At 67.5% G+C, this 11,933-nt stretch carries 11 protein-coding genes and 1 pseudogene; 4 read left to right on the forward strand and 8 right to left on the reverse strand.

The window, feature by feature from the left end; genetic code table 11:
* Window positions 1-8 precede the first annotated feature (8 nt).
* Window positions 9-1,274, reverse strand: coding sequence for an urea ABC transporter substrate-binding protein (urtA, locus tag AU195_RS22475; RefSeq protein WP_059161222.1), 1,266 nt, complete (start codon window positions 1,272-1,274; stop codon window positions 9-11).
* 189 nt (window positions 1,275-1,463) lie between these two features.
* Between urtA and AU195_RS22480 the strand changes: the two genes are divergently transcribed.
* On the forward strand, window positions 1,464-1,895 hold the full coding sequence (locus AU195_RS22480; protein ID WP_286149453.1) for an Rv2576c family protein: 432 nt from the start codon (window positions 1,464-1,466) through the stop codon (window positions 1,893-1,895).
* 15 nt (window positions 1,896-1,910) lie between these two features.
* On the opposite strand, the gene AU195_RS22485 is transcribed toward AU195_RS22480, so the two are convergent.
* Window positions 1,911-3,623, reverse strand: a complete 1,713-nt coding sequence (locus tag AU195_RS22485; RefSeq protein ID WP_059161249.1) for a thiamine pyrophosphate-binding protein — start codon at window positions 3,621-3,623, stop codon at window positions 1,911-1,913.
* A 98-nt stretch (window positions 3,624-3,721) separates the two neighbouring features.
* Here AU195_RS22485 and AU195_RS22490 point away from each other — a divergent pair, with 98 nt between their 5' ends.
* Complete coding sequence (locus AU195_RS22490) at window positions 3,722-4,654, forward strand: IclR family transcriptional regulator (protein WP_059161223.1); 933 nt, start codon at window positions 3,722-3,724, stop codon at window positions 4,652-4,654.
* A 271-nt stretch (window positions 4,655-4,925) separates the two neighbouring features.
* Here AU195_RS22490 and AU195_RS22495 read toward each other — a convergent pair whose 3' ends face one another.
* Complete coding sequence (locus AU195_RS22495; protein WP_011559693.1) at window positions 4,926-5,129, reverse strand: cold-shock protein; 204 nt, start codon at window positions 5,127-5,129, stop codon at window positions 4,926-4,928.
* Between the two features lie 135 nt (window positions 5,130-5,264).
* Between AU195_RS22495 and AU195_RS22500 the strand changes: the two genes are divergently transcribed.
* The gene (locus AU195_RS22500; RefSeq protein WP_059161224.1) at window positions 5,265-6,281 is read left to right on the forward strand and encodes an Rv2578c family radical SAM protein; all 1,017 of its coding nucleotides are present in this window, start codon (window positions 5,265-5,267) and stop codon (window positions 6,279-6,281) included.
* A 24-nt stretch (window positions 6,282-6,305) separates the two neighbouring features.
* On the opposite strand, the gene AU195_RS22505 is transcribed toward AU195_RS22500, so the two are convergent.
* The 4 genes from AU195_RS22505 to AU195_RS22520 form a co-directional block, all read right to left on the reverse strand.
* A complete protein-coding gene (locus AU195_RS22505) occupies window positions 6,306-7,574 on the reverse strand; it encodes an acyl-CoA dehydrogenase family protein (RefSeq protein ID WP_059161225.1) in 1,269 nt (422 codons plus the stop codon).
* Entirely contained in the window at window positions 7,574-8,743 is a 1,170-nt protein-coding gene (locus AU195_RS22510; RefSeq protein WP_059161226.1) for an acyl-CoA dehydrogenase family protein, read from the reverse strand. The genes AU195_RS22505 and AU195_RS22510 overlap by 1 nt, the downstream gene beginning before the upstream one ends.
* A 38-nt stretch (window positions 8,744-8,781) precedes the next feature.
* A complete protein-coding gene (locus tag AU195_RS22515) occupies window positions 8,782-10,011 on the reverse strand; it encodes an amidohydrolase family protein (protein WP_059161227.1) in 1,230 nt (409 codons plus the stop codon).
* Between the two features lie 79 nt (window positions 10,012-10,090).
* Entirely contained in the window at window positions 10,091-10,717 is a 627-nt protein-coding gene (locus tag AU195_RS22520) for a TetR/AcrR family transcriptional regulator (protein ID WP_059161228.1), read from the reverse strand.
* 116 nt (window positions 10,718-10,833) lie between these two features.
* Between AU195_RS22520 and AU195_RS22525 the strand changes: the two genes are divergently transcribed.
* Complete coding sequence (locus AU195_RS22525; RefSeq protein ID WP_059161229.1) at window positions 10,834-11,727, forward strand: acyl-CoA thioesterase; 894 nt, start codon at window positions 10,834-10,836, stop codon at window positions 11,725-11,727.
* Between the two features lie 21 nt (window positions 11,728-11,748).
* Here AU195_RS22525 and AU195_RS25440 read toward each other — a convergent pair.
* Window positions 11,749-11,933, reverse strand: a pseudogene (locus AU195_RS25440) (HNH endonuclease signature motif containing protein); the annotation flags it as partial.

The following is an 11,933-nucleotide window of genomic DNA, read 5'->3' on the forward strand; positions in this document are numbered from 1 at the left end:
CTATGCGCTCAACTCGAGAGTCCGGCAGCCCACGGGTAGGACTTGAGGAACGGATCCGGCTCGATCGGCCCCGGGGACTCCCAGATCGTGTAGATCAAGCCGTCGGGGCGGATCTCGCCGATGCGGGCGGTCTTGGTGATGTGGTGGTTCTCGCCGTCGATCGTGACCTTGCCCTCGGGCGCGTCGAACGAGACGCCGCCCGCGTTGTCCTGAATCGCCTTGACATCGAACGACTGTGCCTTCTCGACGGTGTTCTTCCACAGGTACACCGACACGTAGGCGGCCTCCATCGGATCGGAGGTGGGCTTGTTGGCGCCGTAGGCCTTCTTGTAGGCCTCGACGAACGCCTTGTTCACCGGGGTGTCGATGGTCTGGTAGTAGTTCCAGGCCGTCAGCTGTCCGGTGATGTTCTGCACGCCGATGCCGCCCACCTCCTCCTCGGCGATCGACACCGACACCACCGGCATGTCCTGCGGCGTCAGGCCGACGTTGCGGTACTCACGGAAGAACGCCACGTTGGAATCGCCGTTGAGGGTGTTGAACACCGCGTCCGCGTCCGCCGTGCGGACCTTGTTGACGATCGTCGAGAAATCCGTGGAACCGAGCGGGGTGTAATCCTCGCCCTTGATCTCGATGCCGTTCGCCTCGGCGTAGGCCTTGATGATCCGGTTCGCCGTCTGCGGGAAGACGTAGTCGCTGCCCACCAGGTACAGCGACTTGACGCCGCGTTGCTTGAGGTAGTCCAGCGCCGGGACGATCTGCTGATTGGTGGTGGCGCCGGTGTAGAAGATGTTCTTCGACGCCTCGAGGCCCTCGTACTGAACGGGGTAGTACAGCAGCGAGTTGGCGCTCTCGAACACCGGCAGCATCGCCTTGCGGCTCGACGACGTCCAACCGCCGAACACCGCGGCCACGCAGTCGCTGCTGATCAGCTTCTCGGCCTTCTCCGCGAACACCGTCGGCTCGGACGCGCCGTCCTCACCGATGAGCTGGATCTGCTTGCCCATCACCCCGCCGGCGCCGTTGATCTCGTCGACGGCCAGCTTGATGGCGTCGCGGACGGTGACCTCCGAGATCGCCATCGTCCCGGACAGCGAGTTCAGCGAGCCCACCTTGATGTTCGGGCCGGAGGTGTCGACGCAGGACTCGGCGCTCGCGGCGTCGGTGTCGGTGGCCTTGGAGCCGCAGCCTGCCAGCAACATGGTGGTCACTGCCACCAGACTTCCCGCGGCAAGAGCCGATCTGTGGAACGAGGAGCGTCCTGGTCGTCGCATGTGTGGCCTTTCCCTGAGTCAACAGCGCGGGCACGCGCAGGCACCGTCGCAGTGCCGCATCGGCACGTTAAGGTGCCGGTGTTTCTGGGAAATGACTGTGTGTGACGAATAAATTAACCTGCTGGGCACACGCCCGGTCGTGGCGCGCACCGGTGTAACGCCGCGGTGCGCCCCGTCGATCTAGCGGACATGCGAACACGGTCAGGCAGCATCGGGACGGCGGTGGCGTCGGTGAGCATGGCGGTGGCAGCGGTGGCCGGACCGGCTGCTGCGCACGCCGACCCGGCGGCGGAGGGCGGCTCCCACACGGTGACCTATACGGTCGTCGCGCAGAGTGAACTCAACGCCCAGATCTACTATCTTGCGAACGAGCCGCCGAGCCGGGCGGATTTCGACGCCGACTCGTCGAGGTATCTGACGAACGTCAAAGTGCCGCTGCGGCCCGGTGTTCCGTGGGTCTTCCAGACCACGCTCGCCGACCCCACCCAGTGGGCGTTGGTCAGCGCCAGCGGGGCCCTGCGCGTTCCGCCGAACTTCCACTGCGAGATCGCCATCGACGGTGCGGTCGCCGTGCAGTCCGACGGCGGCAGCGGCACGCAGTGCGCGTTGCGCGCCTGGTGAGGTGGTCCGCCGCCCTCAGCGGGGGAGGTTCTCGTAGTAGGGCACGACGATCTCGTCGGTGGCGGTCACATCGCCGAGCATCATCGTGGTGAGCGGGTGCACGGTGTGCGGATCGATCTCGAGGTTGAGGCAGGCGGGAGCCTGCGCGGCGAATGCGCGCTGCACGGCGCCGGAGATCTCGTTGACGTCGCCGACACGTTCACCGTAGCCGCCGAAAGCCTGGGCCACCATTTCGTATGAGCTGTCGGCCAATTCGGACACCACGACCCCGCTGTCTCCGTACACCGCCTGCTGTCCGTGCACCGACATGCCCCACACGGCGTTGTTGAAGACGACGGTCAGCACCGGCATACCGTGGCGGGCCATGGTGTCGAACTCGCCGAGGTGGAAACCGGCGGCGCCGTCGCCGGTGATGAGCACCACCGGGGCCGTCGGCCGGGCTCGCGATGCGCCGATCGCGAAACCCGGCCCGACACCGAGGGTTCCGAGATATCCCAGCCGCAGCACTCCACCGACCGTCTCGGTGCTCGCGAAGAACTCGGCCCAGGCAGGGGCCTCCGCTCCGTCCAGCACGAAAATCGTTCCGGGAGGGCATGCCTCGACGACTGCGCGGGCGGCGAAGTAGGGGTGCATCCGGCCGCTGGGCGTCGAGCCGTCCGCGAAGAGCGCGCGGTGGAACTGCTGTGCCTGCACGGCGGTGTGCACCCACTCCGACCAGTCCGGCCAGCTGCGGCTCGCCGCCGCGGCGCGCAGTTCGCGCAGCGTCTCCCGGCAGTCGGCCACGATCGGGACCGCGACGTCCTGCATGCGTCCGATCTCCGATGCGTCGATGTCGACCTGCACGATGCGCGCGCCGGGGAACATGCTCGGGCGTCCTCCGGTGAACATGCCCGCGCGGGCGCCGATGAGCAGCACCACGTCGGGAGTCGGAGCGCCGAGAGCGGACAATGCGCCCAGCCCGAGCAGCCCGCCCGCGGCGAGCCGGTGCCCGGCGGGTACCGCACCGTCGGACTTGCCGGGGTGGAACACCGGAACCCCGACGGTCTCGGCGAAGGCGACGAGCTCGTCGGCCGCGCGCGCGAAGGTGACACCGCCGCCGATGACGATCACCGGGTGGCGTGCGCCCTCGAGGACGTCGAGCGCCTCTCGGACAAGGGGTTCCGGTGGGGCCGGACGCGCGTCGACGGTGTAGCGCGCCGGGTACCGCACCGCGGTGTCGTCCGCCTCGCCGAACATCACGTCGATCGGCACCTCCAGCAGGACGGGACCGGGGGCGCCCGTGGTCGCCTTCCGCACGGCCAGCGACACGATCTCGGGGATCCGGGCGACGTCGGTGAGCCGGTAGGCCCACTTGGTCACCGGCGCCGCGGCCGCCACCTGATCGAAACCGCCCTGTAGTGGGTTGGTTTCGCTTTCCCGCAATGGCGGGCCGCCGACGATGAACAGCGTGGGCGTGCGGTCGAGGTAGGCGTTGGTGATCGCGGTGTAGGCGTTGGTGAAGCCCGGACCGGAGGTCACCACGCAGACGCCGAGGTCCGCGGTCACCCGTGCGTACGCATCCGCGGCGTGGCCGGCGCTGGCCTCGTGTCGGGTATCGGTGAGCCGGACACCGTATCCGGCACACGCCACCAGGAACGCGTCCAGGTGGCCACCGTGCAGGGTGAACACCTCGGTGACGCCGGCGTCCGACAGGGCCCGGGCGAGCAGGTCGCCTCCGTTGACGGTCATGTGTACCTCCGAGCGCGGACCACACATGTGGATGCGGTCACCTGTCGGCACCCTATGTGTTTTCACAACGCGTCTCAATGGTGGCATAGTGCAAACACATGGCCCGCCCCTCACCGCAGTCCGACCGCATCCTGCTGCTCATGGAGCTGCTCAGGGATCAGCCGCGGACCGGGCGCACCCTCGCCGAGATCGCCCGGCATCTGGGGGTGGCGAAGGCGACGTGCTACCCGATGCTGGTCGCCCTCGCCGATGCGGGATGGCTGGTGCGACACCCCACCCGCAAGACCTTCCATCTGGGGCCGGCGCTGATCCCCCTCGGGCAGGCGGCGGCGGGTGCGCTCGACGTCATCGATCTGGCGCGGCCGGCGATGCGCGATCTCGCGGACATGGCCGACATGGCCTGTCTCGCGTTCGTCTGCTCGGGTGAGGATCTCGTCGTCACGGAGGCCGCCCAGCCCCACCGCGGGCGGCGCGGGACTCTCGGTCTCCGGCTCGGTGACCGCATCCAGATCGCGCCGCCGCTTGGCTCGGCGGTGGCCGCGTGGTTCGGGCCGGACCGCCTCGACCGGTGGTACCGAACGGGTGCCGAGGATCTCGGCGTCGACGCCGACGCCCTGCGCGACGAGTACGACGAGGTGCTCGCGCTGACGCGCCAGCGCGGCTACGCCGTCGAGTGCTTGGACCAGCGGAGGCGAACCATCGCCGACGAGCTCACCCGGGTGCGCGGCGGTATCGGCACGCTCGGGCGCAAGCGGCCGCCGGTGACCCTGCGCGCCGTGAGCGACGAGCACCCGGTCGACGTTCTGGTCGGGATCGTCGACCCCGACGCGCACTACCGCCCGATCTCGATCAACGCGGTCGCCTTCGACGCCGACACACTGCCGGCGCTCGTGCTGTGCCTGGTCGATGCACCCGAGCCGATGACGGGCCGACGGGTGGTCGAACTGGGGGAGTCGGTGCGCGGCGAGGCCGACCGACTGACCGAACTGCTTAAGGGGTGCCGGCCGGTGCGGCCGCAAGCAGAAGCGTAGAGTGGATGACGAACCGCTTTTGTCAGCGGTGATTCCGGCCGATCAGACGGCCGCTCCGTAGAAACTCGTGAAGGGTTTTCACCTATGAAAAACGGCGATCTTTTCTCGCATCCCGTCGTCACCGAACCGAGCCCCGCGCAGGAATCGTCTGCGCCGGTGCAGAATCCGGAATTCTCCGACGCACCGGACAAGAGGAGCAGGTGACGTTTGATACCTGAAAACGACTGTGGGCCGCCGGAAAATCCGGCGGCCCACAGTTCGTTGAAGTCTGCTAGATCGCGGTCACCGAGGTAGCCTGCGGACCCTTTGCACCTTGTCCGATCTCGAATTCGACCCGCTGATTCTCCTCGAGCGAGCGGAAGCCGCCGCCCTGGATCTCAGAGTAGTGGACGAAGACGTCGTCAGAGCCGCCGTCGGGAGCGATGAAGCCGAAGCCCTTTTCGCTGTTGAACCATTTAACGGTTCCCTGTGTCATATCTTGATTTCTTTCGACTTACGTACGAATGCAGAAAGCATTCTCCGCTGAGGTTAGCACGGGGTCTCCGATCCGGGAGAATCCGCGGCGGATCCGCCTCTTGACACCTGGTCGAACTTACGTTCGAATGGGGTCATGCGCTGGGCCGGTCAAGGTGTCGAGGTCGACGACGGCGCCCTGCCCGGGCTGCAGCGAATCGGCCTGGTGCGCAGCGTGCGGACGCCGCAGTTCGAGGGGATGACGTTCCATGAGGTGCTGTGCAAGTCGGCGCTGAACAAGGTGCCGAACGCGTCGATGCTGCCCTTCCAGTACACGGTCAACGCTTATCGCGGCTGTTCACACGCCTGCCGCTACTGCTTCGCCCGTCCCACCCACGAATACCTCGACTTCGACGTCGGCGCGGACTTCGACAGCCAGGTCGTCGTGAAGACGAACGTGGTCGACGTGCTGCGCAGGGAGTTGCGCCGGCCGTCGTGGACGGGAGACACCGTCGCTCTGGGCACCAACACCGACCCTTATCAGCGTGCCGAGGGCCGCTACGCGCTCATGCCGGGAATCATTGCCGCACTGCGTGATTCGTCCACCCCGTTCTCGATTCTGACCAAGGGCACGCTGTTGCGCCGGGACCTGCCGCTCATCGCCGAGGCGGCGCAACGGGTTCCGGTGAGCGTGGCCGTCTCGCTCGCGGTCGGTGACCCGGACCTGCATCGCAACGTCGAACCGGGCACCCCGTCACCGCAGGCGCGCCTGGCGCTGATCGCCGCCATCCGGGAAGCCGGGCTCGACTGTCATGTGATGGTGGCGCCCGTGCTGCCCCACCTGACCGATTCGGTGGCGCACCTCGACGCCCTGCTGGGGGAGATCGCGGCGGTCGGCGCCCGCAGCGCCACCGTCTTCGGGCTGCACCTGCGCGGGTCGACGCGGGGATGGTTCATGGCGTGGCTGGCCCGTGCGCACCCGGAGCTCGTGGGGGAGTACCGCGCGCTCTACCGGCGCGGCGCCTATCTGCCCGCGGACTACCGGGAGATGCTGCGCACCCGCGCCGCACCGCTGCTGCGCAAGCACGGGCTGACCGGCAGCCCGCGACGTCCCGAACCGCTGGTCGGCTCGGCCGCCGTCGCCGCAGGTCCGTTGCAGCCCACACTTTTCTGAACGCGGCCCGGCGCGGCGCCGTCGTCAGGTCTTGTTGCGCTTGACGTCCTTGAAGGGCACCCCGCGGTCGGCAGCGGGTTCCCGGGGGAAGCCCAGGACGCGTTCGCCGATGATGTTGCGGGCGATCTCGGTGGTGCCGCCGCCGAGCGACGCGGCCTGCCGTGACAGATAGCGGTCACCGAACTGGGCCAGTCCGTCGCCGCCGTCGACGACACCCGAACTCTCCGAGATCGACAGCGCCGTATCGAGTTCGAACTGGATCGACTCGGCGTGGGTGATCCGTATGATCGACCCCGCCGCCGGTGGCAGGCTGCCGTCCAGCACACCGTGGTAGACGTGGTCGATCAGCTGTTCTTGCACCTTGCGCCGGACCAGCGCCCGGCCGGCCATCTCGCGGACGCGTTCGTTGTCGGACTGGCCGGTGGCGGCCAGGAGTTCGACATAGTCGACCGGCTGGTCGGAGACGCCCTCCGGCCCGATGCCGCTGGCGAACTCCGAGCCGCCGCCGACCGCGCGACGCTCGTGGTAGAGCTGCCGCGAGGCCACCTCCCAGCCCTTGTTGACCTCGCCGACCACCGCGTCGTCACCGAGTTCGAGGTCGTCGAAGAACTCCTCGCAGAATTCGTTGCCGCCGTCGACCTGCTTGATCCGGCGCATCGTGATGCCCGGCGCGTCGAGCGGCACCAGGAACATCGTCAGGCCTTCGTGTTTGGGCACATCCCAGTCGGTGCGCGCCAGCAGCAGGCCGTAGTCGGCGGCGAAGGCGCTGGTGCTCCACGTCTTCGCACCGTTGATCACCCACTTGTCGCCGCGGCGGTCCGCCCGGGTGATGACACCCGCCAGGTCCGAGCCGCCACTGGGCTCCGACAGGAGCTGCACCAGGATCTCGTCCCCGCGGATGGCGCCGCCGATGTGCTGTTGCTTCTGCGCTTCGTTGCCGGTGTCGAGGATGGTGGCCGCGCAGATCGTGAAGGTGGGGGTGTTCAGGATGATCGGCAGCTCATAGGCTTTCGACTCCTGGTCGAAGGCGCGCTGGTAGGCTATCGGCAGACCCAGCCCGCCGTACTCCTTCGGGAAGCAGATCCCGGCGAAGCCGCCCGCGTGCAGCTTCTTCTGGAGTTCCCGGGCGCGCAGCCACGGTCCCTCCTCGCCGCGGTCGGCGTCCGGCGGATTGTCCGGGTCGATGCGGGGCATGTTGTCGGCAAGCCATGCTCGGGCCCTGGCCTGGAATTCCTCGACCGACTCGGCGGCTTCAGCCGGTGCCGACTGGGCACGCGTGGGGGTCTCGGTCATCAGGCAGGCTCCAACTCTTCGGTGCGGGCCTCTTCGGTGCGGGCCTCTTCGGTGAGGGCGTAGACGCGCAGGTTGTGGTCCTCGGGGGTGCCGTACATCGACCGGTACAGCGTCGCTCGCCGCAGGTACAGGTGCAGATCGTGTTCCCAGGTGACCCCGATACCGCCGTGGAGTTGCACGCAGTCCTGGATCATCGGCGAAGCATGTTCGCCGACATAGGATTTGGCGGCACTGACGTTGAACTCGGCGTCGGCCGCGCGGCTCGCCACCGACGCGACGGCGGCGCGGGTGGTCGCCCGGCAGGCCTCGAGGCCGATCCGCAGGTCGGCGAAGCGGTGTTTGAGCGCCTGGTAGGAGGCCAACGGGCGGCCGAACGAATGCCGGTCGAAGGCCCACTGGACGGTCATGTCGACGACCGCGCCGAGGATGCCCGCCACCTCGGCGCACTGCAGCAGCTGCGCGATCTGGCTCTGCCTCGCGATGAGGTCCCGGGTCTGCTCCACGGTGCCGACCGCCGCCGAGGCGTCGACCTCGACACCGGAGAAGGTCACCCGCGCATAGCGTTTGACCAGGTCGATGGAGCGTTGAGGTTCGACGGTGACCCCCGGCGCATCCGTCGGCACCACGAATTGACGCAGCGCACCCTCGCAGGAGGTGACCACCAGTAGCGCGGCACTCTCCTCGCCTGCCTCCACGCGGTCGGCGACGCCGTCGAGGCGGAACCCCGACTCGGACGATGATGCCGTGACTCCGGGGGCGTGGGGCGACCAGCGCCGACCCGGTCGGTAGACCGCCCACGACGCCACGGACTCACCGCTGACCAGCGACTCGATGAGCGCGCCGTGCTGTTCGGCTCCCTCGGCGTCGACGAGGCCGGCCAGCACCGTGGAGACGGGGTGCAGCGGCCCGGGTGCCACGGTCTTGCCGATCTGCTCGGCGACGAGCGCCAGGTCGGCGACCCCGTTGCCGGAGACGCTGCCGCCGCCGAGCTCTTCGGGCACCAGCAGGCTGGCCCACCCCAGTTCGGCGGCGCGCTGCCACCACTGCGGCTCGAAAGAGGTTCCAGCGGCGTGCAATTCGCGTACCCGCGCCAGTGACGCCTCTTTCTCGAGGAAGGATTGCGCCGTAGAGGCGAACAGCAGGCTCTCCGGGGAGGTGACCTCCGTCATGAAGCGTTATCTCGTTTCTGTGTCCGTGGGTGGGCTCGTCAGGCGATGACGAGGGCGGGCACGTCGGGACGGTGGACGACCTCGTTGGGCACCTTGAACAGGTCGACGAGGTTGCCGCCCATGATCTTTCGGATCGATTCCTCGTCGAGGCCTTGCTCTTCGAGGTCGCCGACCAGATTGATCGGATCGGCGAGGCCCTCGGGGTGCGGCCAGTCCGAACCGAAGATCACCCGGTCGACGCCGAGCAGCTCGGACATCTGCTTGAAGTTGTCCTCCCAGAACGGGGCTACATAGACGCAGCGCTTGAAGGCTTCGATCGGGTCCTCGGGGAACTCCTGCGGCATCTTCGAGTAGACGTCCTTGAACTGATAGAACAGGTAGGGCACCCAGGAGGCGCCGTTCTCGATCGAGAGGATGCGCAGGTCCGGGTTTCGGGTCAGTGCGCCGTGGCAGACCAACGCCGCCATGGTGTCCTCGATCGGGCGCTTGCCCATCGAGACCATCCGGAATGCGGTCGGCTTGAACGGCAGGTACTCGTCGGCGGGTTCCCAGTCGTTGAGGTACTCGGCATAGCCGCTGTCCGAAGCATGCATCGACACCGGGATTCCGGCCTTGACACAGGCGTCCCAGAACGGGTCGAACTCCGGCAGGCCCGGCGAGCGGGTCCCGCGGTAGCCCGGCACCGGGGCGGGGCGGACCAGCACGGTCTTGGCGCCGCGCTCGAGGCACCACTCGAGTTCTTCGAGAGCCCGATCGACGACGCTGAGATTGATGACCGGCGTGGAGAAGATGCGGCCCTCGTAATCGAACTGCCAGGTCTCGTACATCCACTGATTGAGCGCGTGGATGATGTCGAGGATCAGGTCCGGGTCGTCCTTCATGCGTTCCTCGACCAGGCTGGCCAGCGTCGGGAACATGATGGAGTAGTCCAGCCCGAGCCCGTCGAGCACCTCGAGGCGCGCTTCCGGATTGCGGAACGCCGGGATCGCCTTCATCGGCTTGCCCATGACCTCGCGGAAGCTCTTGCCGCCGCTGCCGTGCCGGAAGTACTCCTCCTGCGCGCCGGGCCGGGCCACCACCTCGAACGTCGGGTTGGGGATGTAGTCGCTGATCGTGTTGCGCACGACGATCTTGGTGCGACCGCGGACGTCGATGTAGTCGATGACGCCTTTGCGGTGATCCGGCAGGAACTGCGTCAGCGCCTCTTTGGGCTCATAGAAGTGGTTGTCCCCGTCGAAGACCGGATAGGACAGGTCGCGAGATGGCATATCCGCCTCCTGGAAGTCGTATTCACGCCTAGTGGTAATGACATTACCACTCATGAAGAAGGGTAAACAGGGGAGCGGTTCAGCTCGTCGGAATGAGCAGGGCCCGCACGCAGAAGTCGTAGATGTGGTGGGCGTCGACGGGCGCACCCGACAGTTCGGCGCCGAGTACGCGCAGCCGCATCGCCCCCAGCACGGACTGCATGATCAGGGCCGATGTCGCGTCGACGTCGAGGTCGTCGCGAAAGTCGCCGTCGGCGACGCCGCGCCGGATGATGTCGGCGATCAGCGCGTGCAGCGGTGCCAGCACCTGGGCGTACTGCCGAGGCATCGATTCGGCGAGCCTGTCGTTGTACGACGTCAGGCCCTTGTTGACGCGGTCCTGGGTGTCTGATCCGGGCGGGACGCAGATGCGGTCGATGAGTGCACGCAGCGCCGCGGGGCCCGACAGATCGTCGGTCGCGGCGCGCCAGTGCCGGGCCGATTCGGCCATGATCCGCTCGATGAGGGCCAGCAGCAGCTCGTCCTTGGTGGAGAAGTGCTGGTAGAAGGAGCGCAACGAGGTCTTCGAACGCTCCACCACCTCGAGCACCGTGAAGTCGGTGCGACCGGTCTCACCGAGGATCGCCAGCGCCGAGCGCATGAACCGTTCGGGACGCGATGCGACGTCGTCACCCACGATGCCCGATCGGCCGTTGGGCTTGGACATGGGAACACCTTCCGCGTCGGCTACACAGGGTGAGAATGACGTTACCGCTTTCGCAGAGGGCTATGTAGCTTCTGGATAGGGTGCACCGACGACAACGGAACAGGGGCCAGACGACTATGACCACCGATTCAACTCAAGAGACCACGGCGGGCCAGTGGACGGTCGAGATGCTGCTCGACCTGTTCGACGCCCAGTCCGCGGGCGACGACCGATTCACCGCGCAGACCGGCGTGGCGGCCGCTGATGAGCGGCAGGTGGTCGAGGGCACACAGGTCTTGGCGCAGGCGATCGTGGCGGTGGCCAAGCGGTTCCCGGACAAATCGGTGCGTTCGGCGTACGCCGTGTTCTCCCGGGTGGTGCTGGTCGGGCCGCCGGTCGAGTTCGAGATCGACGTGGTGTCCGAAGGACGGTCGACGGCCACCGCGGTGGTGTCGGCGTCGCAGAACGGTAAGCGGTGCATCACCGTGACGGTGTTCACCGATGTGCCGTCGGGAGACGTGATCCGCCATCACCTGCCACGGCCCGCCGTCGTGCCGCCGGCCGAGGCCAACGACGCCGATATGCCGATGGTGGGCCGGGAGATCAGACTGGTCGACGTCGTCGACGTCAACAGCCCCGACGAGGTCGGGCCTCCCGAGCTCTACGCCTGGCTGCACTACGACCCGATCCCGCAGCGCGACGACCTGGCGAAGGCGCTGATCGCATATTTCACCGGCCACCTTGGCATCTCGACGACGATGCGGGCTCACGAGGGCATCGGCACCGCGCAGGCGCACCTGACCGTGTCGACGGCGCCGATGACGATCAGCGTGAGTTTCCACGAGCCGGTGCGTTGGGACGGCTGGCTGCTCTACACCCACGAGAGCACGCAGGTCGGTGCGGGCATGTCGTACGTGCGCGGCGCGGTGCACACCGAAGAGGGCGAACTGATCGCCTCGTTCAGCCAGGACGCGTTGATCAGGCCGCTGCGTACTACGGACAACTCGATCGCCACGCAGAACCGTTTGTAGGCAACAACATTCGTGCCGCCATCAGAAGGGTGGGGGTTTGTTGCGTTGGGTGATGGTGTCGTCGTTGAGTCGGCGTTCGGCTTGGATGCGGTAGTGGCGGTCTTGGGCGCGGGTGCGGCGGCGTTTGGGCATCATGAGGCCGCGGTCGGTTTTCGTGGTGTTGGTCGGTCCTATCGGTGCTGGGGCGGTGGGGGTGCACAGGGTGG

The sequence above is a fragment of the Mycobacterium sp. IS-1496 genome (assembly GCF_001499995.1).
In the GTDB taxonomy this organism is placed as follows: Bacteria; Actinomycetota; Actinomycetes; order Mycobacteriales; family Mycobacteriaceae; genus Mycobacterium.

Bases quoted from the DNA above. Each gene is read 5' to 3' on its own strand.
- urtA (WP_059161222.1), bottom strand. From the start codon at position 1,274: ATGCGACGACCAGGACGCTCCTCGTTCCACAGATCGGCTCTTGCCGCG.
- AU195_RS22480 (WP_286149453.1), top strand. From the start codon at position 1,464: ATGCGAACACGGTCAGGCAGCATCGGGACGGCGGTGGCGTCGGTGAGC.
- AU195_RS22485 (WP_059161249.1), bottom strand. From the start codon at position 3,623: ATGACCGTCAACGGAGGCGACCTGCTCGCCCGGGCCCTGTCGGACGCC.
- AU195_RS22490 (WP_059161223.1), top strand. From the start codon at position 3,722: ATGGCCCGCCCCTCACCGCAGTCCGACCGCATCCTGCTGCTCATGGAG.
- AU195_RS22495 (WP_011559693.1), bottom strand. From the start codon at position 5,129: ATGACACAGGGAACCGTTAAATGGTTCAACAGCGAAAAGGGCTTCGGC.
- AU195_RS22500 (WP_059161224.1), top strand. From the start codon at position 5,265: ATGCGCTGGGCCGGTCAAGGTGTCGAGGTCGACGACGGCGCCCTGCCC.
- AU195_RS22505 (WP_059161225.1), bottom strand. From the start codon at position 7,574: ATGACCGAGACCCCCACGCGTGCCCAGTCGGCACCGGCTGAAGCCGCC.
- AU195_RS22510 (WP_059161226.1), bottom strand. From the start codon at position 8,743: ATGACGGAGGTCACCTCCCCGGAGAGCCTGCTGTTCGCCTCTACGGCG.
- AU195_RS22515 (WP_059161227.1), bottom strand. From the start codon at position 10,011: ATGCCATCTCGCGACCTGTCCTATCCGGTCTTCGACGGGGACAACCAC.
- AU195_RS22520 (WP_059161228.1), bottom strand. From the start codon at position 10,717: ATGTCCAAGCCCAACGGCCGATCGGGCATCGTGGGTGACGACGTCGCA.
- AU195_RS22525 (WP_059161229.1), top strand. From the start codon at position 10,834: ATGACCACCGATTCAACTCAAGAGACCACGGCGGGCCAGTGGACGGTC.